This is a genomic window from Nocardia coffeae, from assembly GCF_019890715.1.
In the GTDB taxonomy this organism is placed as follows: Bacteria; Actinomycetota; Actinomycetes; order Mycobacteriales; family Mycobacteriaceae; genus Nocardia; species Nocardia jiangxiensis.
On sequence record NZ_JAINZY010000004.1, the window covers coordinates 210142 to 236157 of the forward strand.

At 68.9% G+C, this 26016-nt stretch carries 24 protein-coding genes; 12 read left to right on the forward strand and 12 right to left on the reverse strand.

Annotated elements, in window-relative coordinates; all coding sequences use genetic code 11:
- Positions 1 to 5 precede the first annotated feature (5 nt).
- The 3 genes from K7711_RS17785 to K7711_RS17795 all read right to left on the reverse strand — a co-directional run bounded on the left by K7711_RS17785 (position 6) and on the right by K7711_RS17795 (position 4304).
- The gene (locus K7711_RS17785) at positions 6 to 935 is read right to left on the reverse strand and encodes a D-isomer specific 2-hydroxyacid dehydrogenase family protein (protein WP_222970539.1); all 930 of its coding nucleotides are present in this window, start codon (positions 933 to 935) and stop codon (positions 6 to 8) included.
- A 41-nt stretch (positions 936 to 976) separates the two neighbouring features.
- On the reverse strand, positions 977 to 1957 hold the full coding sequence (ligD, locus tag K7711_RS17790; protein ID WP_372460152.1) for a non-homologous end-joining DNA ligase: 981 nt from the start codon (positions 1955 to 1957) through the stop codon (positions 977 to 979).
- A 238-nt stretch (positions 1958 to 2195) separates the two neighbouring features.
- A complete protein-coding gene (locus K7711_RS17795) occupies positions 2196 to 4304 on the reverse strand; it encodes a RecQ family ATP-dependent DNA helicase (protein ID WP_222970882.1) in 2109 nt (702 codons plus the stop codon).
- A 527-nt stretch (positions 4305 to 4831) separates the two neighbouring features.
- Here K7711_RS17795 and K7711_RS17800 point away from each other — a divergent pair.
- A complete protein-coding gene (locus K7711_RS17800; RefSeq protein ID WP_235747359.1) occupies positions 4832 to 6007 on the forward strand; it encodes a PDDEXK family nuclease in 1176 nt (391 codons plus the stop codon).
- Between the two features lie 89 nt (positions 6008 to 6096).
- Here the strand turns inward: K7711_RS17800 and K7711_RS17805 are convergent, their stop codons facing one another.
- Positions 6097 to 6978, reverse strand: a complete 882-nt coding sequence (locus tag K7711_RS17805) for an alpha/beta fold hydrolase (RefSeq protein WP_222970540.1) — start codon at positions 6976 to 6978, stop codon at positions 6097 to 6099.
- 144 nt (positions 6979 to 7122) lie between these two features.
- Here K7711_RS17805 and K7711_RS17810 point away from each other — a divergent pair, with 144 nt between their 5' ends.
- Positions 7123 to 7605 carry a hypothetical protein gene (locus K7711_RS17810; protein WP_040820301.1) on the forward strand — a complete coding sequence of 161 codons (483 nt, stop codon included), beginning with the start codon at positions 7123 to 7125 and terminating at the stop codon, positions 7603 to 7605.
- A gap of 3 nt (positions 7606 to 7608) precedes the next feature.
- On the opposite strand, the gene K7711_RS17815 is transcribed toward K7711_RS17810, so the two are convergent.
- The gene (locus K7711_RS17815; RefSeq protein WP_222970541.1) at positions 7609 to 7785 is read right to left on the reverse strand and encodes a hypothetical protein; all 177 of its coding nucleotides are present in this window, start codon (positions 7783 to 7785) and stop codon (positions 7609 to 7611) included.
- Positions 7786 to 7881: 96 nt separating this feature from the next.
- Between K7711_RS17815 and K7711_RS17820 the strand changes: the two genes are divergently transcribed.
- From K7711_RS17820 to K7711_RS17835, 4 genes are all read left to right on the forward strand, one after another.
- Positions 7882 to 8727: a glycoside hydrolase family 32 protein gene (locus K7711_RS17820; RefSeq protein WP_222970542.1), complete on the forward strand. Its 846-nt coding sequence runs from the start codon at positions 7882 to 7884 to the stop codon at positions 8725 to 8727.
- A gap of 230 nt (positions 8728 to 8957) precedes the next feature.
- Positions 8958 to 10436, forward strand: a complete 1479-nt coding sequence (locus K7711_RS17825; protein ID WP_222970543.1) for an FGGY-family carbohydrate kinase — start codon at positions 8958 to 8960, stop codon at positions 10434 to 10436.
- 138 nt (positions 10437 to 10574) lie between these two features.
- Entirely contained in the window at positions 10575 to 11105 is a 531-nt protein-coding gene (locus tag K7711_RS17830; protein ID WP_222970544.1) for an SRPBCC family protein, read from the forward strand.
- Between the two features lie 100 nt (positions 11106 to 11205).
- Entirely contained in the window at positions 11206 to 11676 is a 471-nt protein-coding gene (locus K7711_RS17835) for a thioredoxin family protein (RefSeq protein WP_222970545.1), read from the forward strand.
- Here the strand turns inward: K7711_RS17835 and K7711_RS17840 are convergent.
- A complete protein-coding gene (locus K7711_RS17840; RefSeq protein WP_222970546.1) occupies positions 11637 to 13082 on the reverse strand; it encodes an MFS transporter in 1446 nt (481 codons plus the stop codon). The genes K7711_RS17835 and K7711_RS17840 overlap by 40 nt on opposite strands.
- Positions 13083 to 13153: 71 nt before the next feature.
- Here K7711_RS17840 and K7711_RS17845 point away from each other — a divergent pair, with 71 nt between their 5' ends.
- Positions 13154 to 14158: a GlxA family transcriptional regulator gene (locus K7711_RS17845; RefSeq protein WP_222970547.1), complete on the forward strand. Its 1005-nt coding sequence runs from the start codon at positions 13154 to 13156 to the stop codon at positions 14156 to 14158.
- A 28-nt stretch (positions 14159 to 14186) separates the two neighbouring features.
- Here the strand turns inward: K7711_RS17845 and K7711_RS17850 are convergent, their stop codons facing one another.
- A complete protein-coding gene (locus tag K7711_RS17850; protein ID WP_235747360.1) occupies positions 14187 to 15218 on the reverse strand; it encodes a glycoside hydrolase family 172 protein in 1032 nt (343 codons plus the stop codon).
- Between the two features lie 125 nt (positions 15219 to 15343).
- Between K7711_RS17850 and K7711_RS17855 the strand changes: the two genes are divergently transcribed.
- The gene (locus K7711_RS17855) at positions 15344 to 15865 is read left to right on the forward strand and encodes a DinB family protein (protein WP_222970548.1); all 522 of its coding nucleotides are present in this window, start codon (positions 15344 to 15346) and stop codon (positions 15863 to 15865) included.
- Between the two features lie 3 nt (positions 15866 to 15868).
- Here K7711_RS17855 and K7711_RS17860 read toward each other — a convergent pair whose 3' ends face one another.
- Positions 15869 to 18181 carry a LuxR C-terminal-related transcriptional regulator gene (locus K7711_RS17860; protein WP_222970549.1) on the reverse strand — a complete coding sequence of 771 codons (2313 nt, stop codon included), beginning with the start codon at positions 18179 to 18181 and terminating at the stop codon, positions 15869 to 15871.
- A gap of 154 nt (positions 18182 to 18335) precedes the next feature.
- Between K7711_RS17860 and K7711_RS17865 the strand changes: the two genes are divergently transcribed.
- From K7711_RS17865 to K7711_RS17875, 3 genes are all read left to right on the forward strand, one after another.
- Positions 18336 to 19247, forward strand: a complete 912-nt coding sequence (locus K7711_RS17865) for an LLM class F420-dependent oxidoreductase (protein WP_222970550.1) — start codon at positions 18336 to 18338, stop codon at positions 19245 to 19247.
- A 57-nt stretch (positions 19248 to 19304) separates the two neighbouring features.
- Positions 19305 to 19667 carry an MmcQ/YjbR family DNA-binding protein gene (locus K7711_RS17870; protein WP_222970885.1) on the forward strand — a complete coding sequence of 121 codons (363 nt, stop codon included), beginning with the start codon at positions 19305 to 19307 and terminating at the stop codon, positions 19665 to 19667.
- Positions 19668 to 19735: 68 nt separating this feature from the next.
- Positions 19736 to 20419, forward strand: coding sequence for a class I SAM-dependent methyltransferase (locus tag K7711_RS17875; protein WP_222970551.1), 684 nt, complete (start codon positions 19736 to 19738; stop codon positions 20417 to 20419).
- On the opposite strand, the gene K7711_RS17880 is transcribed toward K7711_RS17875, so the two are convergent.
- Both K7711_RS17880 and K7711_RS17885 read right to left on the reverse strand, forming a co-directional pair.
- Positions 20416 to 21264 carry an IclR family transcriptional regulator gene (locus tag K7711_RS17880; RefSeq protein WP_222970552.1) on the reverse strand — a complete coding sequence of 283 codons (849 nt, stop codon included), beginning with the start codon at positions 21262 to 21264 and terminating at the stop codon, positions 20416 to 20418. The genes K7711_RS17875 and K7711_RS17880 overlap by 4 nt on opposite strands.
- Before the next feature lie 337 nt (positions 21265 to 21601).
- Complete coding sequence (locus K7711_RS17885) at positions 21602 to 23299, reverse strand: nitroreductase family deazaflavin-dependent oxidoreductase (RefSeq protein ID WP_222970553.1); 1698 nt, start codon at positions 23297 to 23299, stop codon at positions 21602 to 21604.
- Between the two features lie 129 nt (positions 23300 to 23428).
- Between K7711_RS17885 and K7711_RS17890 the strand changes: the two genes are divergently transcribed.
- Positions 23429 to 23995: a TetR/AcrR family transcriptional regulator gene (locus tag K7711_RS17890; RefSeq protein WP_222970554.1), complete on the forward strand. Its 567-nt coding sequence runs from the start codon at positions 23429 to 23431 to the stop codon at positions 23993 to 23995.
- Between the two features lie 54 nt (positions 23996 to 24049).
- Here K7711_RS17890 and K7711_RS17895 read toward each other — a convergent pair whose 3' ends face one another.
- Both K7711_RS17895 and K7711_RS17900 read right to left on the reverse strand, forming a co-directional pair.
- Positions 24050 to 25252 (reverse strand): CynX/NimT family MFS transporter, encoded by a 1203-nt coding sequence (locus K7711_RS17895; RefSeq protein WP_222970555.1) that lies wholly within the window; start codon positions 25250 to 25252, stop codon positions 24050 to 24052.
- Positions 25249 to 25938, reverse strand: coding sequence for a FadR/GntR family transcriptional regulator (locus tag K7711_RS17900; protein ID WP_222970556.1), 690 nt, complete (start codon positions 25936 to 25938; stop codon positions 25249 to 25251). Before K7711_RS17900 ends, K7711_RS17895 begins: the two co-directional genes overlap by 4 nt.
- Between the last annotated feature and the right edge of the window lie 78 nt (positions 25939 to 26016).

A 26016-nucleotide genomic window follows, 5' to 3' on the forward strand; every position in this document is an offset into this window, starting at 1 on the left:
TCCGGTCAGTACCCCGCCGCGACGTCGATACCGGCGATCAGCTCCCGGCCGTGGGTGAAACGGCTCACATTCTCCGCGACATGTTCGGCGAAGGCGACGGTGCGCAGCTGCGGCGGATTCGAATCGTGCGGTGTGATCAGGGCATTGGGCAGATCCCACAGCGGATGGCCCTCGGGCAGCGGTTCGGGGTCGGTCACGTCCAGCCCGGCGCCGCCGATCGTGCCCGCACGCAGCGCCTCGACCAGCGCGTCGGTGTCCACGAGGCTGCCGCGGGCGATGTTGATCACCCACGAATCGGGTTTGAGCTGGGCGAGTTCGGCCTTGCCGAGCAGATGCCGGGTGCCGGGGGTGGCCGGTGCGGCGATCACCACGTGGTCGGTGCGTGACCAGACCTCCGGGAGCCGCTGTGCGGGAAGGGTTTCCACCACACCGGGCAGGTCGACCGGGGTGCCCGAACGGTTCACCGCGATCACCCGGGAACCGAGCGGGGCCAGCAGGGTGATCAGTTCGCGGCCGATGCCCCCGGCGCCGACGACGGCCACCGTAGCGTTGCGCAGGGTGCCGATGCTCCGGCCGAGTTCCTGCCGGCGCCAGGTGCGGGCCGCGAGATGTTCGGGCAGTGCGCGCACACCCGCGAGCAGCAGCATCAGCGTGTGTTCGGCCACGGTCCTGGCGAAAGCGCCTGCCGCGGAGGTGAACAGGACGTTCGGGTGCCGGTCGAAGATCGGCGTGTCGAACCACTCCTCGACGCCCGCGGAGAACAGTTGCACCCATTCGATGTTCTCGGGCAGATGTTCCGGGAATCCCTCCGGACCCGCGTCCCAGATCAGGGCCCGTGCGGCGTCCAGGTCGGCCAGTGCGCCCCCGGCCCCGGTGATCGCGCCTTCCAACAGCGGAGTGCGGGTCGGTCCGAGCGCGATGGGGGTCGCCGTCATGAGGTCTCCTGTGCGATGTCCGGGGCCGGTCGGATCCGACGTTAGCCGGATGCGTCCGATTCGGCGTCGGCGGTGTCCTCGTCCAGGTCGACGGGTTCGCGATCGGCCCATTCCAGCAGCTGATCGATCCGGAAGACCGCGTCGTCGATGCCTGCGTGCAGATCGCCCAGTTCGGCGTAGCGGGCGGGCACGGTGGCGATGGTGAAGTCGCGGGGTTCGATATCCGGGATCTCGTTCCAGCGCACCGGGGTGGAGACGGTCGCCTCCGGGACGCCGCGCACCGAGTAGGCGGCGGCGATGGTGTGGTCGCGGGCGTTCTGGTTGTAGTCGACGAACAGCAGTGCGGGATCGCGGTCCTTGCGCCACCAGGTGGTGGTCACGTCGTCGGGCGCGCGGCGTTCCACCTCGCGGGCGAATGCCAGTGCGGCCCTGCGCACGTCGGCGAAACCCCATTCCGGCGCGATCCGGACGTACACGTGCAGCCCTTTACCCCCGGAGGTCTTCGGCCAGCCGACGGCACCGATCTCGTCCAGCACCTCATGCACCACCCCGGCAACCCGCTGTACCCGTGACCACGGGCAGTCGGGCATCGGATCAAGATCGATCCGCCACTCGTCGGGGCTCTCGGTGTCGAACCGGCGCGAGTTCCACGGGTGGAACTCCACGGTGGACATCTGCACGGCCCACACGATGTCCGCGAGCTCACGGACACACAGCTCGTCGGCATGCCGCCCGTAACGCGGAAAATACACGCGCACAGTGGAAATCCAGTCCGGCGCTCCGGCGGGCAGCCGCTTCTGATGTACCTTCCCGCCCGGCAACCCCTTCGGAAACCGATGCAACATGCAGGGCCGATCCCGCAGCGCATTCACGATCCCGTCGCCCACCCCGAGGTAGTACTGCACCAGATCCAGCTTGGTGGCCCCGATCTCGGGGAAGTAGACCCGATCGGGGTTGGACACCCGCACCGTATGCTCACCGACCGGCAACTCCACCGCCGGCGAGGCAGACTTACTGGCCACCCGACCGACGATAGCGACTCGATCACGCTCACCGCACGTGAACATGCCCACTCGCCATGCTCGACTGTCACCGGGGCCGGTCAGCGCTGACGGCGAACCACAGCCGCGTCTCGCGGGTTCGTCCGGCCGAGTACTCGGCCCGTGCCGAATCGTCCCTCCGGCCGGGCGTTCGAAATCGGGCTGTCACCCGTCGATTCGGTTGCTGCCGATGCTCGGGAAAGTCGGGCTCGTGGACGTGTCAGGTGGGGGTGGCCAAGGCGAAAGGGAGGACGGCGGGGGCTCCGGCGGCTCGGAGAGTGTGGGCGGCGAGGGTGAGGGTCCAGCCCGTCTCGGTGAGGGCGTCGACGAGCAGGACCGGGCCGTCGAGGTCGTCGAGGGGCGGGATCTCCCAGGAATCGTGCAGGGCCGCTACCCGGTGGGCCGAGTTGGCGGCGGAGACCGGCGGGCGGCCAGGGCGGATGTGCAGGGTGCCCAGGTCACGGAGGCGGCCGATGTGGGCCAGGCGGGCGGCCAGGTCGGCGGTGAGTTTCGGGTGGGTGGGCGATTCCATGGCCAGGACGGAGGTGGGGCGTTGCTCCCAGTCCCAGTCGCGCAGGACGGCGATGCAGGCCTCGACGATGTGATCGGGGACCGGGGCATCGGGGCCGTCGAGCAGGGGGCGCAGGCGTTGGCCCCAGCCCAGATCGCTGAGTCGGCCCAGTATCCGGCCGGTTGCCGGACCGGCGGTGATCTTGCCGGACAGCGAAATTCCGAGTTTCGCCATACCGGTCGGCCACTGCTTGCGTGGGGACAGATCGATACCGGGCCGGTCCAGGCGGGTGCGGATGGCGGCCAGATCCGCGGTGTCGACCGTCGTATCGGGACGGGTGCCGGTGCAGTTGTCGCAACGTCCGCAGTCGTGTGCATCGGCGACGGCTCCCGACAGTGCCGGAAGCGCCGGATCGTCGAGCTGACGGCGCAGGAAACTCATGCGGCATTCGGTGCTCGACTGGTAGTCGATCATCGCCTGCTGCTCGGCTTCGCGCGCTCGGGACAGGCGCTCGTAGCGTTCGGTGTCGTAGGTCCACGGTTGGCCGGTGGCGAGCCAGCCGCCTCGGACCCGGCGCACGGCCCCGTCGACATCGAGGACCTTGAGCACCATCTCGAGCCGGGAGCGATTCAGCTCGACCAGCGGTTCGAGTGCGGAAGTGGACAGCGGGCGCTCGGAATCCAGCGCGTCCAGGACGGCACGGACGATATGTTCGCGCGGGAAGGCGACGGAGGCGAAGTAACTCCAGATCCGCCTGTCCTCCGGACCGGGCAGCAGCACGACCTCCGCGCGTGCGGTGCCGCGGCCCGCGCGGCCCACCTGCTGGTAGTAGGCGATCGGCGAGGACGGCGCGCCGATGTGCACGACGAAACCAAGATCCGGCTTGTCGAAACCCATGCCCAGGGCCGAGGTCGCCACCAGTGCTTTCACCTCGTTGTCGAGCAGGGCCTGTTCGAGCACCTCCCGCTCGGCCGGATCGGTCCGGCCGGTGTACGCGCCGACCCGGTGGCCGTGCGAGCCGAGGACGTCCGCGAGGTCGTGGGCCGCGGCCACGGTGAGGGTGTAGATGATGCCCGAGCCGGGAAGCTCGTGCAGATATCTGCTGAGCCATGCGGTGCGTGCGGTCGCGTCCTCGATGTGGACGACGGACATGTGTAGCGATTCGCGGTCCAGGGTGCCGCGCAGAACCAGTGTGTCGGTACCGATCTGACCGGCCACATCGGTGACCACGCGGTCGTTCGCCGTGGCCGTGGTGGCCAGGACCGGCACATCGTCGCCGAGGTCGGCGACCAGGGTGCGGATCCGGCGGTAGTCGGGCCGGAAATCGTGACCCCAGTCCGAGACACAGTGGGCCTCGTCGATCACGACCAGTCCGGCGTCGGCGGCCAGTTCGGGCAGGACCGCATCGCGAAAATCGGGGTTGTTCAAGCGTTCCGGGCTGACCAGCAGGACATCGACCGCACCGGCTGCCACCTGCGCGTGGATATCGTCCCACTCGGTCATGTTGCCGGAATTGATCGTCGCGGCGACGACACCCGCCCGGCGAGCCGACGCGACCTGGTTGCGCATCAGCGCGAGCAGTGGCGAGACGATCACCGTCGGCCCGCGGCCCGCCGCGCGCAGAAGTTTGGCGGCGATGAAGTACACCGCCGACTTACCCCAGCCGGTGCGCTGTACGACCAGGGCTCGCCGCCGCTCCCGGACCAGCGCATCGATGGCGGTCCACTGGTCCTCTCGCAGGCGAGCCTGTGGCCCGGCCAGGTCACGCAGCAGTGCCTCGGCGGATTCACGCAGGTCGGTTGTAGTCACGCCGACCATGGTGCCCGACCCCACCGACACACTCCACCGCCCGGCGGCACACGCACCCGATGCCGGGGCGTGCACCCGTTCGGAGAACCTGCTTCGAGTGCGGGTGTCGGTAAAGGGTGCGGGTCGGCGATCGGTTGCGTCGGCGACGGGATCGCGCGAACTGGTCGTCTGTACACCGTCCAAGACTTCGCATCGTGCCGAGTCGGGCGCTGACCGGCCGCACCTTGTGTCCGAATCCGCACGGTTTCGGCCGGGCTGCGAAGTATGCGAATGATGCCAGCGGGTGCGGCTGTGACCTGGTCAAATGACTATGGAACCGGATCGAGCCACCTCGCGTCGAACTAGAACAAACCCGGTTCGACTCAATTCGTATGGGGAGGTTCGAGCGTGAAGAATTGTCCAGGTTGCCGCACCTCGTGGCGGAACGGAATCAGCTCTCGCACACCGCGGGTACGCCCCGTCCTCCGGCACGGTGAGCTCTGTGAGCGGTTCACCTCGCGCCCCACGCGGCGCTCGCGCCCGGAGACCGATCTCCGATGAGCGTCACGAGGTTGCATCCGGTTTTCGGTTCCGGATCCGGCCCGCGTCCGGGCGATCGGCCGGCTCGTCCCGCCGGGTTGTCGACGAGTCCGGGCTGTCGTCCGCCGTTCGGTCCGGTGACCGTGGAAGACGATGGGGGAGAGGTCGCCGCGCCGCATGACCGCGCCGCCGTGCAGCCGTGTTCGGCGTCCGACGAGCAGGCCCGGATCCATCGGCGGCGCGACGCGCTCGCCCGAGGCGTGACCGACGATCAGATCCGCCGAATGTGCACCGGCGGGCGGTGGCGGCGGCTGCGGCGCGGGATCTATTCCGAGGAGGCGGTCTACGCCGAACTGGATGTGGTTGCCCGCCATCGCATTCTGGCCGCGGCGGTATTGCCCGATATGGCGGCCGACGCGGTGGTGAGTCACCAGTCGGCGGCGGCGCTCTACGGCGCGCCGATCTGGGCCGCGCCGATGGACCGCCTGTGCGTCACCCGTAACCGGCGCAACGGCGGTCGGATCAAGCCGGATCTGAAGGTGCACTGCGCGCCGATCGACGCCGTGGCCGAGGTGGGCGGTCTGGTACTGAGCACCCCCGCGCGCACCATCGTCGATCTGGGTCGCACGGTTCCGTTCGAGTCCGCGGTTGTCGCGGGCGACTGGCTGGCTCGTGAATACGGTGTCACCGCAGCCGATCTCGAGGTGGAGTTGGCGGCCGCCGGTCGCCGTCGGGGTATCGATCGAGCACGGCAGGTGGCGAACTTCCTGAATCCGCACAGCGAGAGCGTCGGCGAGTCGCGCAGCCGGGTGATGCTGCGCGAACTCGGTCTGCCGATACCGCAGTCGCAGGGCGACGTCTTCACCGCCGAGGGCAGATTCCTGGGCCGGGTCGACTTCTATTTCGGTGACACGGGCGTCGTCGGCGAGTTCGACGGCCGCACTCGCTACGGCCGCCGGTCACACCCCGGGCACGATTCGTCGGACACCGCCGCGGCCGAGCGCCGACGTGAGGATGCCCTGCGCAGCACGGGGTTTCACGTCATCCGCTGGACCTGGGACGAGCTGCCCACCGCCGCGGTGGCCGCCCGCTTCCGCGCCGCACTGACCCGCATCGGCCGGCAACGCCCGCACGGACACATCCGCCGCTCCTCCCTACCCGAGCCCAGACCCCTGGTGATCCGAAGTCTCTGACCGACAGCGGTATTCGCACCGGAAGGCACACCGGTACGGCGGCAGCTCGGGCGGCGACAACCGCCCGAGCCGGGGTCGCGCTCTCGCGCTCAGGCGGTTTCGGCGGCCAGGGCCAGCAGGTGCGCCCGGACCAGGTCGGGACGTTCCTCGGGGATGAAATGCCCGCAGCCGGGGACGTATTCGACGGTGTAGTCGGTGGCGTCGGCGGTTTCGGCGGCGGCCAGCGAACGGTGGATGGCGCCGTCGGCGGTACCGAACAGGGCGCGGATCGGGAGGGTGGCGCGACGTCGTTCACCGCGTCGCAGTGCGGGGACCTCGCGCAGCAGGAAGGTGCGGTAGGTGTCGGTGGCCGCGCGGGCGGGGATCGGATCGCGGAAACGATCGGTATAGGCGTGCACCACATCCGGTGTGAATTCGGTGGAGTCGGCGACCGCGAGCCGGAACAGCTGGTTCAGGAACGGAGTGTGCTGTTGCAGTGGCATACCCAGTGCCGCGACGAGAGGTTGATACAGCAGGAATCGCCACAGGTGCGGTGCGAGGGTGCGCGGGGTCTGCCAGGGGTGCACGATGTTCAGCGGTGCGAATCCGGAGAACCGCTCGGGTTCGCGCAGCGCCATCAGGAATCCGATGTACCCGCCCCAGTCGTGACCGACCAGTAGCGTGCGGTCGGAGGTCAGCGAATCCAGCAGGGCCAGCACATCACTGGCGACCTCTTCTTTGAACCAGCGGTGCGGCGCCGGTCCGGACCAGCCGTAGCCGGGTAGATCCGGCGCGATGATCCGCAGTCCGGGCGGCGGGTCGGCGAGCAGGTGCCGGTAGGCGTAGTGGTGCTGGGGCCAGCCGTGCAATACCAGGACCGGGCGGCCCTCGGCCGGGCCCGCCTCGGTGACGTGGAATCGCACACCGCGGGCGGTGATGTGGCTGCGGCGCACTCCGGCGATGTCGGGGGGCTGTGAGATCGCATCGGGCATATCCGATGCTAACCGTCCGCAACCCGGCGAGTCGTCGCGCAAAGGATTTCGGCGTCCGCGAGGATAATTCAGGCGCCGGGCGCGACAATGGGTGCGGGAGAGGCGATGAGCCCTCGAGCACCGCGGGAGCAGGGAGGACGGGCGATGCCGAACAAGTTCGAGTCACCCCCGGGCTGGGCGCCGCCCGGTGCGCAGTTCCAGAGCCATGGCGTAACCGGCCGCACCGTGATCGGTGTGTTGATCGGGCTGGTGGTGACGCCGATCGGTATCGCCTTCGCGGCCAAGGGCGGCGCGGACATCCGGTATTGGGTGATCATCGGCGGTGTCACGGACCGCTGGACCGCGGCCGGTGAGATCATCGTCGGTTCGGTGATATTGATGCTGGTGGCGGCAATGGCGGCGTTCTCCCCGGCGGGCACCTTCGCGGCCGGGCTGGTGTACGGCGTGTTCCCGGGGATTCTGCACATCCTGTTCCCGGACGACACCTTCCGACTGATCGGCGATCTACCGTCGATCGATTCCACCTGGCAGGTGGCACTGCACTCCTGGGTCACCAACGGATTCGCGTTGATCTCCGGATTCATGCTGATGGGAGCGGGCTTCGCCGGTCTGATCCGCAGACGTTGAGCGTCAGGAGTAGTCGCGGAAGCTCAGCACGAATCCGAGGGCGGCGAGCAGGAACAGCAGGACGTACGCGCTCACTCGCAGCGCGGTCGTCGGCAGTTCGTGCACCCACAGCCCGGTGACGAAGGCGACCAGCATCATCAGCGTTCCCAGGAACGCAGTCCGGCGCGGATGTCCTGCCATGCTGACCGGGTACCCGAACGAACGCGGATTCCTCCCACCGCAGGGCCGACGGCGTGTCGGCGTGTACCCGTTCGGTGGAGGCGGCACGGTAGCCGTATGCAGGTGACCGCAGGCCCCTTCCGGCGTATCTACGATCCGAGTGACGGCGAGACGCATCCGTGGTACATCAACGACCACACCGTGATTCGCGATGGGGCCGGGCTCTGGCACCTGTTCGGGATCACCCACCCCGAGCCCGCCGATCCGTGGGACGAGACGCAGTTCGCGCACGCGACCGCCGAACATCTGCTGGGTCCGTGGACGAAGCAGCCGCCCGCGCTGAATGTCGACCGCGAGTACGGCGAGACGCATCTGTGGGCCCCGTACGTCGTCGACGGCGGCGCGGGCTACGCCATGTTCTACGACGGCGGCGGCGAGGACCGCACCGGAACCGCGATGAATCTGGCAACTTCCACCGATCTGCGGCAGTGGACACGTCATCCGCAGGGCCCGGTGTTCCGCGACGGCTACGACGCCCGCGATCCGATGGTGCTGCGCCTGGCGGACCGCTGGGTGATGTACTACTGCGCGACCAGCGAACCGGCGGGTGGCAACCATGTGGTCGCCTACCGCACCAGCACCGATCTCGTGCACTGGAGCGAGCGCGCGATCGCCTACACCGATCCGGCCACCGGCACCGGCGCCGGACCGACCGAATCGCCATTCGTGGTGCGGCACAACGATTTCTGGTATCTGTTCGTCGGCCCGCGCCCCGACTACGTCGGCACCGACGTGTTCCGCAGCTCCGATCCGCTGCACTTTCGCGTCCAGGACCGCGTCGGCCACGTCGATGCCCACGCCGCCGAGATCGTCACCGACGACGGCGACTGGTGGATCACGACTGCGGGCTGGGGCCAGGGTGGCGTGCACATCGCACCCCTGCATTTCGCCGACCCGACCTGAACGAGCGCCGGGCCCGTCTCGATATCCCCGGGCGTGCGAGATTCGTCCCCATTGTTCGGTATGCAAGCCGAGCGGCGGGTGTACGTGCAATCCCTCGAGGTGCAATCTGCGCCGAGTTCGACAGAATTGCGGCCGACCGAGCCGTGGACCTGTAATTCTGGTGGCGTCGGCCGACTGATCCGCGCGGGATCGGGACGATGTGTCCGGGCATGCGAGGAAGGGGAGCGCTGATGTTTCTCGGGATCGATATCGGCACCTCGGGTTCCAAGGGTGTGCTGGTTGCCGCGGATGGCACGATCGTGGCCAGAGCCGAACGGGTGCACGGTGTTTCGACGCCGCGGCCCGGGTGGGTCGAACACGATGCGGAGACGGTGTGGTGGGCCGACTTCGTCGCGGTCACACGGGAACTGCTCGATGCCGCGGGGCCGGAATCCGTTCGCGGGCTGGCGGTCAGCGGTATCGGTCCGTGTCTGCTGCCCGCCGACGCCACCGGAACTCCGCTGCGTCCGGCCATCCTCTACGGCGTGGACACTCGCGCAACCACCGAAATCGCGGAACTGAACGCGGAATTGGGTGCGGAACAGGTACTTTCGCGTTCGGGCTCGCCGCTCACCAGTCAGGCCGTAGGGCCGAAGGTGCGCTGGCTGGCGCGGCACGAGCCGGAGATCTACGCCCGCACCCGCATGTTCTTGATGGCGAGTTCCTTTCTGGTGCATCGGCTCACCGGTCGCTACGTACTCGATCACCAATCGGCGAGCCAGTGCGTGCCGATGTACGATCTGCGCCGCCGCGAATGGGCCGCGGACTGGGCGGATTCGGTCGCGCCCGGACTCGAACTGCCCGAATTGTGCTGGCCCACCGAGATCGTCGGGCAGGTGAGCCGGACCGCGGCCGCCGCGACCGGACTTCCGGTCGGTCTGCCCGTCACCACCGGGACGATCGACGCCTGGGCCGAGGCCACCAGCGTCGGGGTGCGCGCGCCCGGGGACGCCATGGTGATGTACGGCACCACCATGTTCCTGGTGCAGGTGCTGACCGATCCGCATCCGCATCCGGGTCTGTGGGGCACGTGCGGAACCTGGCCCGGCACATACACTCTCGCGGCCGGTATGGCCACCTCCGGCGCGGTGACCGACTGGTTGCGCCGCCTGGTCGGCGGGGATTTCACCGATCTGGTCGCCGAGGCGGGCCAGGTTCCGGCGGGCAGTCGCGGGCTGATCGTGGTGCCCTATTTCGCCGGTGAGCGCACGCCGCTGTTCGATCCGGACGCTCGCGGCATCGTCGCCGGACTGACGTTGACGCACGGTCGCGCCGAGCTCTATCGCGCGGCGCTCGAGGGCATCGGCTACGGCGTGCGGCACAATCTCGAGGCGATGACAGAGGCCGGTGGCCAGGCGCACCGGCTGGTCGCGGTCGGGGGTGGCACCAAGGGCGGTCTGTGGACGCGGATCGTCTCCGATATCACCGGCTTGCCGCAGCAGCTCCCGGCCGAGACCGTCGGCGCCTGCCTCGGTGACGCCATGCTCGCCGCCGAGGCTGCCGGGGTGGACACCACCCGGTGGAATCCGGTGGTCACCACGGTCGAGCCGGATCCGGCACACACCGAACTGTATGGGCAGTACTACCGGCACTATCGCGCACTCTATGAATCCACCAGCGACACAGCGCATTTCCTCGCCGCCGAGCAGCATCGCACCGCTTCGAGCTGACTCTCGCGCACCCCGTGTCCCGGCTCACGGCCAGCGCCATGGTGTTGATATGGAATATATGCTCTAATTCGATATAGAGGGAACATTCCATATCGAACCGGCCGCGACCCGCGGGTCCGGCCGAGAGGGTGATTCACGATGGCCGTGCTCAATACCCACACCCGCCGCATTCCGGTGCCTGCCGCGCAGGCGGGAGCTCTACTCGACACGCTCGCCGGTCCGCACGACGCACTGTGGCCCAGCGACTCCTGGCCGCCCGTGGCGCTGGACCGGCCGCTGTCGGTCGGCGCGTCCGGAGGCCACGGCGTGGTCCGCTACACGGTGCAGGGATATCAGCCGGGCAGGTGGCTGAACTGCCGATTCGACAGTGTCTTCGGCTCGACGGACGTCGAGGGCTGCCATGAATTCCTGATCCTCGACGCCGACGGCGAGACGCTGCTGGTCCATCAGTTGGCGGCCCGGCTCGGCGGCCGGTTCCGGCTGCTCTGGCCACTGGCCGTGCGCTGGCTGCACGATGCGCTGATCGAGGATCTGCTCGATCGCGCCGAATTCGAACTCACCGGATCCGTGCGCACCCCGGCGCGCTGGAACCGCTATGTGCGACTGCTGCGAGCCGCGCTGGGGCGGACCGGAACTCCCGCACCTCGGGCCGCAGCTCACGCGGTGTGAGCCGAGTGATCCGGGGTGGGTGTCCCGGACAGTGACGTGGCCGGGGTTTCGTGGAAGAATCCGATGCCATGCAGGCGAGTTGTGATATCGGGAGGGCCGCATGCCTACGCAGGCGCTGAACCAGCAGAATTTCCAGCAGGTCGTCTCGCGCGGCGGCATCGTTCTGGTGGACTTCTGGGCGACCTGGTGCGGGTGGTGCACCAGATTCGCGCCGGTGTACGAGGAATCCGCGCGGATGCACCCGGATATCGTGCACGCCACCGTCGATGCCGACGTCGAACAGCAGTTGGCGGCCGTCGCGCAGGTCAGCAGCCTGCCGATGCTGCTGGCCTTCCGTGACGGCCTGCCGGTCTACGCCGAGCCCGGTTTCAAGACCTCCGAACAACTGGAAAACGTTGTGCAGGAGATCATGTGGCTGGACATGGACGAGGTTCGGCGCGAGCTGGTGAAGCAGAATCCGGAACTCGCGCAGGTCCCGGAGTTGGCTCAGCAGCAGCATCCGATCGCCGGACTGGCCGACGGACCGCGCCTTTACGGCTGGCCGGGGCTGCGGGGCGCCGCGGTGAGCTGAGCCCGTGCCTCGGGCCGGTACGCCAGCCCGGCCACGGCAGCGAGCAGACCGACCGCGACCATGTACATCCATCCGGCGCGATAGTCGCCGAGTCCGGGAACGGCCGCCCGCGCGAGAATGGCGGTCAGAATCGCCACGCCCAGTGCGGAACTGGTCTGCCGCGCCATCATCAACGTCCCCGAACCCAGCGAGAGCTGATCGACGGGCAGCAGTGCCGAGGCTCCGAACAGCGGCGGCTGCAACAGCGCGGTACTCGCCCCCGCGAGGATCGCGCCGGGCAGGAACATGATCGGATACGACGTGGTGATTCCGGCCGTGAGGATCCACCATGCCGCGCCCAGCGCGATGGTCGCCCCACCCAGCGCCGCGCAGGTCCGCGCACCGAACCGGGCCACGAGGCGTCCGGACAGCGGTGAGAGCAGCAGGCAGCTGATCGGGATTGGCGCGATGCCCAGGCTCGCGGCCAATTGCGAGTAGTGCCACTGCCGGGTCAGGAACAGGGTGCCCTCCAGGATCAGCGCGGCGAAGGCCAGGTAGTAGGCGAACACACCGGCCGTCGCGATGCGAAACATCTTGTGCCGCAGGACAGCCGGGCTCACGACCGGATCCGGGTGACGTCGCACGTGCCAGCCGAAAACGCCCGCGAGCGCCAGCGCGGCCAGGAGCGTGCCGATCGTGGCGGGCGAGGTGTATCCCCAGTCCGATGCCTGCACGAAGACGGTGGTCAGGGCGGCGGTGGCGGCGAGAATCAGTGCCGCGCCGAACATGTCGAGTTTCCGTCCCTTCTGCCCGCGGATATCGGGCAATACGCGCAGCCCGAATACGAAGGCCGCCACCGTGAACGGGATGTTGAGCAGGAAGATCCAGCGCCAGCCCGCCTGCAGCAGCAGTCCGCCGATCACCGGTCCGCTGCCCGCGCCCGCGGCGGCGATCGCGGTCCAGATGCCCATCACGGTCGGGTGTTCGCGCCTGTCGAACGAGGGCAGTACGAGTCCGAGACCGGTCGGTACCAGCAGCGCCGCGGCCACGGCCTGCACGATGCGGGCGGCGATCAGCGCGCCCAGGCCGGGCGCGGCCGCGCAGGCGATCGAGGACAGCCCGAAAAGCGCTATGCCGAGCAGGAATCCGCGTTTGCGGCCGGTGTCGTCGGCGAGACGGCCCGCGGGAACCAGCAGCGCGGCCATGACGATCGTGTAGGCGTTGAGCACCCAGGACACGGTGCTCGCCGAGGCGTGGCCGAAGGATGTCTGCAGGGTGGGGAAGGCGACCGTGACGGCGAACAGATCCAGGATGGCCAGATATTGGGCGACGGCCGCGACCGCCAGCACCCGCCATCGGCGCGATGATGCGGACAGGGGCACGAACTCGACTCGTGCAAGCCCATTGACACTGGCGGAAACAGTCATGGGTGCAACTATCCCGTCACGAACCAAGCGCAGCCAGTGGCAGAATCGACAATATGCGCTAGATTACCGACATGACCGATCGTCGCGAGCGGACCGTCGCCATCGCCGTCGCTCCCGGGCAGCCGATGTTCGAGGTGGCGATTCCGTATCAGGTGTTCTTCGAACCGCCGCCCGGTGTCGACGCAGCGGACTGGTACGACCTGCGGCTGTGCGGCCCGCGCGGGACTCGGCATGCGACACTTCGCGATCCGTTCGTCACGCTCACCGATTACGACTACGACGACCTGCTCACCGCCGGCACCGTCATCGTCCCCAGCACGCCGAACGTCCGGCAGGATCCGCCCGCCGAGCTGGTCGAGGCCGTGCGCGCGGCCTATGCGGGCGGGGCGCGGATCGTGGCGCTGTGCTCGGGAGCCTTCGTACTGGCCGCGGCGGGACTGCTCGACGGCCGGCGGATGACCACGCACTGGAAGCACGTCGATGTCCTGCTGGACCGGTTTCCCGGCATGGACGTCGACCCGTCGGTGCTCTACATCGATGACGGCCGCATCCTCACCAGCGCGGGCACGATGGCGGGGATGGATCTGTGTATTCACCTGGTCCGCAAGGATCTCGGCTCACGCATCGCCAATGCCGTCGCCCGGAATCTGGTCGTCCCGCCGCATCGCGCGGGCGGCCAGGCCCAATTCCTGGCCGCGCCGGTGCCCGCCCAGGCCACCGATCCCGGTCTCACCGCGACCCTGCAATGGGCGCTGGAACGGCTCGACACTCCGCTCACCGTCGGCGATCTGGCCAAGCGGGCCGGGATGAGTGAGCGGACCCTGGCCCGGCGTTTCCATGCCGAACTCGGTGCGACACCGCTGCGATGGCTGCTCACCCAGCGGTTGATCCGGGCGCGAGAGTTGTTGGAGGCCACCGACTTCTCGGTGGACGTCGTCGCCGGACGTTGCGGCCTCGGCAGTGCGGCCAACCTGCGCGCGCACTTCGGCCGGGAGGTCGGCATCTCGCCCAGCGAGTACCGGCGCTCGCACCGCTCCCACCGGCACGAGGTGGTCACCGCCGACTCCCGATCATGAATTTCACTGCCGGGCAGCGGATTCCGATTCAGAGACGGTGGCGTCGCCCGGTGACCGACCGGTGTTGATACCACCACGAGGTGGTCGCGACCTCGGCGTCCTCCAGTGGCAGATACCGGCCGCCGTCACGCCAGCCGAGCGCCTGCAGGGTGACGCGCAGACTCCGGTCGAAGCAGATCGGGTCGCGCACATGCCAGCGGTACATGCCGAAACGCTGCTGCGGCTGGTAGATCTGGTCCGGCGGCAGTACCTGCACCAGGCCGAGATAGGGCGTGGAGTAGGTGTGGTAGGCGTCCTGCATGTCGAAATTCCATGCGCCGCCGAAGAAATCCTCGGTGCCGGTGCCGCAGATGGTGGGGTATTCGGTGTCGCCGTCGAGATAGAACTTCATCTCGCCCTCACCCCACCAGCCCGGCGCGTTGGGCACGATCGCCAGATAGGTGCCGACATAGCGACCCGGTCCCGGAATATCCTCCAGCACAGTGTGAATCGCCGGATTGCCCAGCGGATTGCTCAGCCGCCGCCATGCGTGCAGATAGCCCGCGGTGCGCGGCACATCCTCTTCCAGATAGGTGATCTGGTAGTAGACCGGCACCGAGCGATCGCCGCCGTTGTGCAGGGTGAAGCGGGCGTGCGCGCGAAACGGCATGGGCCAGAAGCTGTTCAGCCCGCCCGCCGGGGCGACCACCACCATCTCCGAATTCACCTGCGCCAGTTCTTCCCAGGCGTTGCAGAAGAACGACCCCAGCGGCACCTCGATGGCTGGTTCGGCATCGTTGTCCCAGTACACCCGCAGCGTCATCTCGTTGAGCACCGCGCGGTCGGTGGTCAGCCAGAAGTGCCGGACCACGCCGGGGCCGGAAACGTCGGCCAGGGTGGCGGTTTCGCCGGGCGAGAGATCGATCGACGGCGACATCTTCCAGCCGACGCCCAGCTCCGCGGCCGCATGCGCGCCGGTGCCCTCCGTGGCGCGCCCGCCCCCGCCCGGTGCGCCGGTCGGGTTCTCCGGGCTGATGGAGCGGGTCCGGGCCTGATCGATCCGCCATATCTCGTGCACCATTGTGATTTTTGCATGCCACCGGTGCTCGCGGGGCTGGATCGGCTCCGCCGGTGGTCCGTGCTCGGCGCGTCGGGGCGCTACGGAATTCGGTTTCGCCGCGACGACCGGCCGCTTAGCCTCGGGGGATGACGTGGACCGCCCCGGAGACAGCGCGTTCGCCGCAACTCGTGGTGGGGGACGAGCGTTCGATGCTGCAGAACAGGCTCGATCACCATCGTGCGACGTTGCTGTGGAAATGCCGTGGCCTGACCGCCGAACAGTTGGTGATCCGCAGTGTCGAACCATCCTCGATGACGTTGCTGGGCCTGGTCAGGCATATGACCGAGGTGGAACGAGCTTGGTTCCGCAAACGTGCGGCGGCGCAGGACGTGCCATACCAGCACACCACCGAGCAGAACCAGGACGGCGATTTCGACGACGTCGACACCGCCGACGCGGCACACGATTTCGCGCTGTACCGCAACGAGATCGACCAGTGCGACGCCGCGGTCGCCCCGCTCGCGCTGGACTACACCTTCGTCCACCCGCGCACCGGTCGCGAGATCAGCCTGCGCTGGATCTACCTGCACATGATCGAGGAGTATGCCCGCCACAACGGCCATGCCGACCTGCTGCGCGAACGGATCGACGGTGTGACCGGCGAATAACTCTCACAGACCGTGATCGCGGGCCCAGGCGGCGATCTGGGTGCGGGAGGTGAAGCCGAGTTTGGTCAGGATGTGCTCGACGTGGGTTTCGGCGGTACGCACCGAGATCACCAGATCCGTGGCGATGCGTTTGTTGCTGTGACCGGCCGCGACCAGCCGGGTGACGTCCTTCTCCCGGCGGGTGAGCACGTCGACGGCCGCATCGTCGACCGGTTCGGCGCGCAATGGTCTCGGCTCGGTCTGCGCGGGGGCGGCGGTGCGGCCCAGCGCGTAGTCGATGGCGGCCGGCAGCGTCAGGGCCGCGCCGCTGTCGTACGCCTCGCGGAATCCCTTCTCGCCCAATTCTTCCAGGACCTGGACACGTACCTTCTCACCGACCGCGGTGGCGATGGCGTGGGCCAGGCGCACGGTGTCGCGCTGTAGGGTCTGCGCCGCGCCCATCAGCCGTGCTGCGCGCACCATATCGCCGCGGGCCGCCGCCGACCAGGCCATACCGTCGAATGCCGAAGCCAGCCAGATACATCGGTCGAATTCGGCGAACATCTCCACCGCGCGACTCATGTACGCCGCGGCCGCCTCCTGATTGCCGTGCCGCCAATGATCGACCCCGACCGTCCACAGCGCCAGGCCGCCCAGCAGGTGCACGCCGTGCCGTTCGGTCAACGCTCGCAGGGTTTCGGCGATGGTGGTCGACCGGTCGTCCTCGAGCAAGGTCGCGCACATGAATCCGAAAGAGAGACTGTCCATTTCGGTGGTGGTGTGCCCGGCGTCGCGGGCCAGTGCGGCGGCCTGCTCGGCCATCGTCAGCGCGCGCCGCGTGTCGCCGTCGGTGAATGCGATCAAGGCGCTGTCCAGCCGGTTCTCGGCGAGGACGTCCGCCGCGCCCAGTTCGGTCGCCAGCGCCAGGCTCTCTTCGACGAATCCGGCCGCGGATTCGCGATCGGACAGCAGCGCGGCGAGCGACGCTGCCGAGGACAGACCGCGTGCCCGCTCGCGCGAGGGCGTCGTCGGGGTGCGCATCAGGGCGTCGGTGAGCCAGCGGCGGCCTTCGGACAGGAACCGGTAGTGCTCCCAGTACGGGCGCAGCGCGGTGGCGGTGTCCAGGGCCAGGCGCGGCGCATCGGACATCGAGAATTGCAGGGCCGAACGGAGATTCGCGTGTTCGCGGGACAGGTCCCGGAACCAGGCGACATCCTCGGAGCTGCAGTAGGCGCGCGGTCCGCGCAATGCCAGCCGTCGATAGTGGTCGCGATGGCGCGCCCGCACAGCCGCCTCCGTGCCGGATTCGATCAGCCGGTCATGGCCGAACTGCCGAATCGGTTCCAGCATCGAATATCTGGCCTTCTCGTCGTCCTGACGCAGCAGCAGCACCGATTTGTCGACCAGTCCGGTGAGTGCGCCGACGAGATCCTGCCCCTCGGCGGACAGCGCGCACACCGCCTCTGCGGCATCGATGTCCAGCCCACCGGCGAAGACCGAGAGTTGTTGCCACAGCGTCTGTTCCGCGTCGGTGCACAGCTGATAGCTCCAGCGGATCGCGCCCTCGATGGTCTGCTGACGGCGCGGCGCGGTGCGCGGACCGGCGCTGAGCAGAGTCATCGTGTTGTCGAGACGGTCCAGGATCTGCGCGGGGGTGAAGACGCGAAAACGCAAGGCCGCCAACTCGAGTGCCAGCGGCATCCCGTCCAGACGACGGCAGATCGCGGCGAGCGTCGCGCGGTTGGCGGTGGTGCTGGTGAAACCGGGATCGACCGCACCGGCCCGCTCGACCAGCAGCCGCACCGCATCGCTGTCGCCGCCCGGCTCCTCGCGTCCGCGGGGCTGGCCACCGACCGGCAGCGGCGGCACCGGCATCACCTGTTCGCCCGCGATACCGAGCACCTCACGGCTGGTCGCGACCACCTGCACCGCCGGGGTGGCGGTGACGATGCGCTCGACCAGTTCGGCGCAGGCGTCGATCAGGTGCTCGCAGTTGTCCAGGACCAGCAGCATTCGCTGAGTGGCGAGGAATTTCAGCAGTCGTGGCAGCGGATCGCTGGTGTCGTCGCCCAGGTGCAGCGCCTCGGCGACGCTGAGCGTCACCAGATCCGGATCCCGCACGTCGGCGAGTTCGACCACCCAGACCCCGTCGCGGAAGGCCCGTCCGACCGATGCGCCGAGTCGACGCGACAGGCGCGTCTTGCCGACGCCGCCCGGCCCGAGCAGCGTCAGCACTCGCGTGGTCGACAGCAGACGCTTCGCGGCTGCCAGTTCGTCGTGGCGGCCGACGAAGCTGGTGACCTCGGCGGGAAGGTTCCCGCTGACACGCCGCGCCATATCCGCCACACTAGCGCGTGCCCGGATCGCTCGAATCGACCTCGCGGCGAACCGGCTGCGGGCCACCGATCCGGCGGGCATAGGCTTGCCGATGCGTGGTCGGCGCCGGTGCGGGCCACGAGCGAGAAGCATCCGACGACCGAGGAGGCCCGCTGTGCGTATCGGCATCCTGTTGAACGAACCGACCGGGCCCGAGGGCCTGCGCGGCCTGACCGACGAGCTGCGCCGCGCTGCGGACGAGGGCTTCAACTCCGCCTGGATGACGCACATCTTCGGCGTGGACGCGCTCACCGCGCTGGCCGTCGCGGGCAGTCAGGTGCCGGGGATCGATATCGGCACCGGCGTCGTGCCGAGCTATCCGCGTCATCCCGGCGCGCTGGCCCAGCAGGCGCGCACGACAGCGCTCGCGGTCGGTCCGGGGCGGCTCACGCTCGGTCTCGGCCTGTCGCACAAGATCGTGATCGAGAACATGTTCGGGTACAGCTTCGAACGCCCGGCCCGGCACATGCGCGAATACCTGTCGGTGCTGATGCCGCTGCTGGAGAACAAGCCGGTCTCTTTCGCCGGCGAGACGGTGAAGGCCAATCTGGCGCTGTCGGTGCCGAACGAGGGATCGGTGCCGGTGTTGCTGGCCGCGATGGGTCCGGCGATGCTCAAACTCGCGGGCCGGGTCACCGACGGCACCGTGCTGTGGATGACGGGTCCGGCGACCGTTCGCGATCACGTCGCACCGGCGATCACGGCCGCCGCGGCCGAGGCGGGACGCCCCGCACCGCGTGTGGTGTGCCCGCTGCCGGTGTGCGTCACCGATGACGTGGACGGCGCCCGGGAGCAGGCGGCCAAGGTCTACGCCGCCTACGGTTCGCTGCCCTCGTACCGGGCGATGATGGATCGCGAAGGCGCCGAGGGCCCGGCGGATCTGGCCATCATCGGTTCGGAAGAGTATGTCGCCGAACGCATTCGGTCCATCTTCCACGCAGGCGCCACCGAATTCGTCGGCGCTGTCTTCGTCGGCGGCGAGGAGGCGGTCCGCACCCGAGCCCTGCTCACCGGGCTGGCGGACTGACCCGTGCCCCGATCACGGCGCGCCCGGGTCGAGGACGTGCACGAGTTGGCGCTGGCCATGCCGCACGTCACGGTCGAGTACGGTCCGCAGGAGAATCCGATCTATCAGGTCGGGCGCAAGTCGTTCATCTTCTTCCGGACCCCGCGCCCGGACGCGGTCGATCCGGACGCCGGGGACCGCTATCCGGATGTGATCGTGATCTGGGTTCCCTCCGAGTCCGACAAGCTGGCACTGGTGCAGGATCAGGAGTCGCCCTGGTTCAGCACCGCGCATTTCGACGGGCATTCCTCGGTCCTGGTCCGCGCGGGCCGGCTCGGCGAACTGCACCTGGACGAGTTGCGCGAGGTCGTGCAGGACGCCTGGTTGTCCCGGGCCTCGGCGACGCGGGCCAAGCGCTGGCTGGCCGAGAACAGGCTCTGAACTGCTCGGAGACAATTTCGTCCACGATCGGTTGACCTCTACCGTGGTTGAGGTTGCAGGCTGGACTCATGACTCAGTCCGCAGAGACCTGGAACACCGTCTACGACAACGACACCGCCCCCTGGGTGATCGGGGAGCCGCAGCCGCAGGTGCTGGCCTTGGAGCGGGAGGGCTGGATCCGTGGTCGTGTCCTGGATCCCGGGTGCGGCGCGGGTGAGCACACCATTGCACTGACCTCCCTCGGCTACGACGTGCTCGGCGTGGATCTCTCGCCCAGCGCGGTCGCCTACGCGCGCGCCAACGCCGCGCACAAGGGCGTTCCCGCTGCGCGATTCGAACTCGCCGATATGGTCGCGATCGGCGGCGATCCCGGCCTCGCGGCCGAACTCGGCGTCTTCGACACGATTCTGGACAGTGCGCTGTTCCACGTCTTCCGGGAGGATTCCCAGGCGCGGTCCGCCTACGTGCGGGCCCTGCACGCGCTGTGCGCACCGGGCGGTCGAGTCCTGCTGCTGGCGCTCTCCGATGCCGAGCCCGGCTTCGGGCCGCGGATCAGCGACAGCATGATTCGCGAATCATTCGGCGAGGGATGGGAATTGGAGGACCTGCAGCCCGCGCGCTATCGCGGCCGGATCACCGCGGTCCTGTCGCCGGAAGCCCTCGAAGGGGTGCGGGCCGACGCGGACGGGAACGTGGAGACCGCGGCCTGGGTGGCGCGGATCGCGCGCCGGGTGAATCCACGTCCGGACTAACGGCCCCGCGCACGCCTCGGGAACAGGGCGCGTCCGGCCTCGTGCGCGACCTCGAGTACGACCCGGGCCAGCCGATCGAAACCCATCGCATCGGCCGGGCCGGTGAGAGACAGCGCCGCGGGGGCCGCGCCGCGCACGCGCACCGGCGCTGCGACACAGGCGATTCCGGCCATCGCCTCCTCGTGGTCGATCGCCACGCCCTGGCGAAGCCGGATGCGCTCGAGTTCGCGCCGCAATGCCTCGGGCTCACAGACCGTGCGCGCGGTGAGCCGCGCCGGACGGGTGCGGACCACCGATTCGGCGATGGGCGGCTCCAGCGTCGAGAGCATCGCCTTGCCCAGAGCCGTTGCGTGCGCGGGCATCCGGCCACCGAGGCGGGTCGGCAGTGCGGCGGCGAACCGGCCGCCGACCTTGTCCAGGTACACCACCTCGCGGCCGTCCAGTACGGCCAGATGACCGACCAGACCGGTGCGTTGGGCCAGTTCGTGCAGCAGTGGGCCGACCGCGTCGCGGGTCTCGTTGTGATCGGCGGCCAGGCCGCCCAGTTCCAGGGTGCGCATGCCCAGCCGGTAGCCGCCGGAGGTGTGCGCGAGCCAGCGCAGCCGGATCATCTGATCCAGGATCCGGTGCACGGTCGACCGCGGAAGTCCGGTCCGCTCAACGATTTCCACCAGGGTCAGCGTCGGGGTCGCGGCGTCGAACACGTCCAGGATCAGCGTCATCCGCTCGATCATCGACACCGGGATCGGCCGGGCCGCGGCGTGCGCGGGCTGCCGGTCGGAATCGCTCGCGTGGCCTCGGGCAGGAACGGCGCGTTCGGTGACGGGCAGCGCGGTGACGGTCATATGTTCCTCCGTTGGCTCATATGCAGTCTCGAAGTATGTGGACTGGGCATGTTCGGGTTGCATACTCGTGTTACCAGTCACAGTGGACTCTCGCGGGGAACGGCGAATCGGTGGAACTACGTATCTTCTACCGATTCGTCCCGGTCACCGGGGCTACGTATTGACTACCGAGCGCTCCGAGCTGTTCCGATTACCGTCGGCTATATGTCTTTTCGGCTCGACCGGAAACACCCGAGGAGTGATCCCAGTGGCTGCCTTCAGTTTCCTCGGCTACGTCCGGATCGGGATCACCGATCCGGACGCCCGGCGCACGTTCGCCTTCGAGACGGGAGTGCGGTTACCGGTCGTCGGTGAACGTCACGCGCACCGAGACCGGGGTCGTCTGCAGGGCGGCGAACCCGGCTGCGGTGAGCGGGGCGAGCAGCCGATGGGGTGCGAAGGCGCGGGCGCGGGCGACGACATCGTCCTCGGGACGTAGTTCGGCGATCCCGCTACGCCACTGGTTTCCCTGACGCAGACGGATATTCGGGTTGGCGGCGACATTGTTGCCCCAGCCCGAGCGCAGGCCGTGCTGGCAGATGATCCAGGCGCCGTCGTCCTCGAACCGGACCGAGACCGGAACCCGGCGCGGCTGTCCGGACTTGCGGCCGATCGTCTCGAGTTCGGTCGCGAAACTCGACCGGATCCCGATCCGGTTCAGGTTGCGGAACAGCGGATTCACCACGTACCGACCGACATTGCGTTCGACGGCGAACTTGCGAGCCAGCGGGTCGGGGCGCGATCCGGACCCGCCGCGCCGGGGCCGCAGCGCCTCGATTCCGTTGCGCCGCACCATCGTGGCCGCCGTGCGCCACGGGGAACGGGCCGGATCCGGATTCAGTCCGGCGCCGAGCCGATGCAGTTGATCGGTGTGCCACTGCAGATCCAGCGCGCCGTCGAAGGATTTGAGACCGCCGCTGCGGGCGAGTGGTCCGCGCAGCCCCAGCGAGATGGCCGGTGTGCGTAGCACATCGGTGCGGCCCTCCAGCAGATCGCGTGCGGCGTCGGGCAGTACGGCAGTCGGCCGACCGATGCCGACCACATCGCACGCTCCGGATTCGATCGCCGCGGACATCGCCGCCCGCGACCGGAAACCGCCGGTGACCGCGAGCGGCACCGCGCCCGCCGAATGCCGGACCGTCTCGGCGTATTCGAGGAAGTACGCCTCGCGGGCCCGGGTGCTCTCGGCCTGGCGCGGCCGTCCCATCATGGCTGGGGATTCGTAACTGCCGCCGCTGATTTCGAGCAGGTCCAGACTCTCGGCGGCGAGCGCCTCGAGCACGTCTCGCGATTCGTCCTCGCTGAATCCGCCGCGCTGGAAGTCGGCGGAATTGAGTTTCACCGCCACCGCGAAGCCGGGCCGCACCGCGCCGCGAATCGCCCGCACCACCTCGAGGGCGAAACGCATCCGCCGCGCGGCGTCCCCGCCCCAGGCATCGGTGCGCTGGTTGGACAGCGGCGAGAGGAATTGCGAGACGAGATATCCGTGCGCGCCGTGGACCTGCACCCCGTCGAACCCCGCGGCCTCGGCCACCCGGGCGGCGGTGGCGAAACGCTCGATCAGCTCGACGATCTCATCCTCGCTCAGCGCCCGCGGCGTCGGCATGCCGGGGATGGACGGCGCGATCGCCGAGGGAGCGACGGGACGGTGCCGTCCGGCGAGCGGATTGGCCTGCCGCCCAGGGTGATTCAGCTGCATCCAGATCGGCGTGCCGCCCTCCTTCGCCGCCTTCGCCCAGCGGGTCAGCGCATCGAGGTCCCGGTCGTCGGTGATCGTGACGTTGCCCGGCTCGCCGAGCTGTGTCCGGTCGATCATCACGTTGCCGGTGACGATCAGGCCGAAACCGCCTGTGCTCCAACGACTGTAGAGCCGCCGCAAGCGTTCGTCCGGGGCCAGGGCCGCGTTGCCCAGCCCCTCGCTGAGCGCGGATTTCATGATCCGGTTGGGCAGTGTCTGCCCGCAGGGCAGCGGTAGGGGGTCGTGCGGATTCGCCATCGTCGTGCTCCCTCGTCTGCGGTCACCAACGGGTAGACCGATCGGTGTAATGGGAGGGTAGTACACCGATCGGTATAGCGGCAAGGTATGCTGGTGAGACAGCGGAAATGCGTACCAGGAAGGTCGCCCATGGGAGTGCGGGATCGGCTGATCGAGGGCGCGATCGATCTCATCCGGCGCAACGGCGTGGCCGGGACCGGTATCGCGCAGTTGCTGCAGTGCAGCGGCGTCTCGCGGCGTTCGATATATCTGAATTTCCCGTCCGGCAAATCGGAACTGGTCGCCGAGGCGACCCGTAGCGCCGGTCGCGCCTACAGCGCGCTGATGCGCTCGGTCGCCGCGAGTTCGGATATGGCCACGTGCCTGGCCGCATTTCCGGCGCTCTGGCGGGATACGGTCATCGACAGTGATTTCACCGCGGGCTGTCCGATCGTGGCAGCCGCCCTGGGCCGCGCCGACGCCCCCGAGGCCGCCGACGCGGCGGGGGAGACCTTCGCCGACTGGGAGTCGATCCTCGCCGAACGTCTGCGCGCCGAACGCATCGCACCCGAACTGGCCCGGTCCCTGGCGACCACCATCATCGCCGCGGTCGAGGGCGCGGTGGTGATGTCCCTGGCCACCCGCTCGCCCGCACCTCTCGAACGCGTCGCCGCCCAGATGTCCACCCTGGTGGCTCATCACACCGCGGCCGCCTGAGCAGTCGACCGCGCGTGATTGTTGCGTCTGTCACGAGCGGGATTGCGCTAGTGGTCAATTAGTGGCATGCGCGGCTTCTCGGGCCGCCGGTGCGCGATGGGGCAGGACGGTGCGGTCGCGGCCCGCGGCCAGACCGGGAAGGCCGGTGAGTACCGCGACGCCGAGCATGATGATCATCGGCAGGGTCCAACTGCGCGCCGCATCGTGCAGCGCGCCCAGGACCAGCGGACCGGTCGCGGCGAGGACGTAACCGACACCCTGTGCCATACCGGACAATTGGCGGGCGGTGTGCGCGTCGGGGGCGCGCAGGCCCAGGAAGGACAGTGCGGCGGCGAAGGCCACGCCCTGGCCGATGCCCAGCACCACCGCCCACCTCCACACCGAACCGATGGGGGCCCAGGCGATTCCGGCGAAGCCGATGAGGTTCAGCACCACGACGGCGCCCACCAGCGGACGCTGATCGGTGAGGCGTCGCTCGAAGATCGGCACGGCCATCGCCCCGACCGCCTGCGTCAGACTGACCAGGGACACCGCGTATCCGGCGGCTTCCTTGCCCATGCCGCGATCGATGCAGATGGTCGGCATCCAGCCGATCACCGCGTAGGCCAGCAGCGACTGCAACCCCATGAACGCGGTCACCTGCCAGGCGAGTTTGTCGCGCCACAACTCGCCGTGCCCGCCCGGTGCGCTCGCGCCCTGTCCACGGGCGCGCAGCATCCGCGGCAGCCAGGCCAGCCCCGCCACCAGCGCGGGAATGGCCAACAGTGCCAACGGAAGTCGCCAGCTCGAACGCAGACCGTGCTCGACCGGGACGGCCAGCGCCGAAGCGCCCGCCGCGCCGACGGTGACCGCGACGGTGTACACCGCCGTCACCGTGGTGACCCGCTCTGGATAGTCGCGTTTGATGATCGCGGGCACCGCGATATTGCCGATGCTGATCGCGACACCGGCCACCAGCGAGCCTGCGAACAACACCGCCGTCACCGGGATGATCCGGATCAGCAACGTCGCGGTGAGCAAGCCCATCGCGGCGACCAGCAGAGTTTCCGGTGCGGGCGAACGTCGCAGGAACGGCGCGATCAGACCGTAGAGACCGAAGCAGACCAGCGGCAGCGTCGTCATCGCGCCCGCCGCGGCGCCGGATAGGTGCAACTGCCGCTGAATCTCGTCGAGCAGCGGGCCGACCGCCGTCACCGCCGGGCGCAGATTGATCGCGACCAGCACGATCAGCAGCAGGCGTAGCCGATGTCCCGTCATCGTCTCTCCTGCTCGGTCAGCGAATCCAGCACGGCCAGAGTCGGTTCCACCACGGCGGCGGCCAATCGCCCGGACGCCTCGGCATCACCCGCGGCGATCGCGTCGAGCACCGCGCGGTGCGGCGCGGGGCCCGCCTCGGGCACCTCGTGATCCAGGCGCACCGCGCCCAGCGCCTCGCGCAACCGGGTCGCGAAGAACCGGGCGGCTTCGATGAGCACCGGATTACGGGTGGTCTCGATGATCGCGAGGTGGAACTGCGCATCGGCGTCGCCGAATTCGCCTGCGTCCGAGGCGGTATCGCGCGCCTCGAGCAGTTCGGTGAGCCTGGCGAGGTCGGCGTCGGTGCGACGGCGCGCGGCCAGGCGGGCCGCCTGGACGTCGTAGGCGAGTTGTACCTCGAAGACGTCGCGCACGTCGCAGCGCTGCATCCGCTGGAGCAGCGGGCGCGGATCGGCGGTGCTGCGCACATAGGTGCCGTCGCCGCGCCGCACCTCGAGCAGGCCGATGTGGCTCAGCGCCCGGATCGCCTCGCGCACCGCGGGGCGGCTGACCCGCAACTGCCGAGTGAGCTCGAGTTCGCCGGGAATGCGTTGGCCCACCGGCCACGTCCCGCTCATCACACTCGCCTGCAATTGGTCCAGCACGGCGTCCACGGTCGATCCGGTCGCCACCGGCGTCAGCTCCACGGCGATACCTCCTGTCAGATGTCAGACATCTTAGGAATGGGTCTCCCGGGTCGGCAATGGTTCGCCGGGGGATGCCGG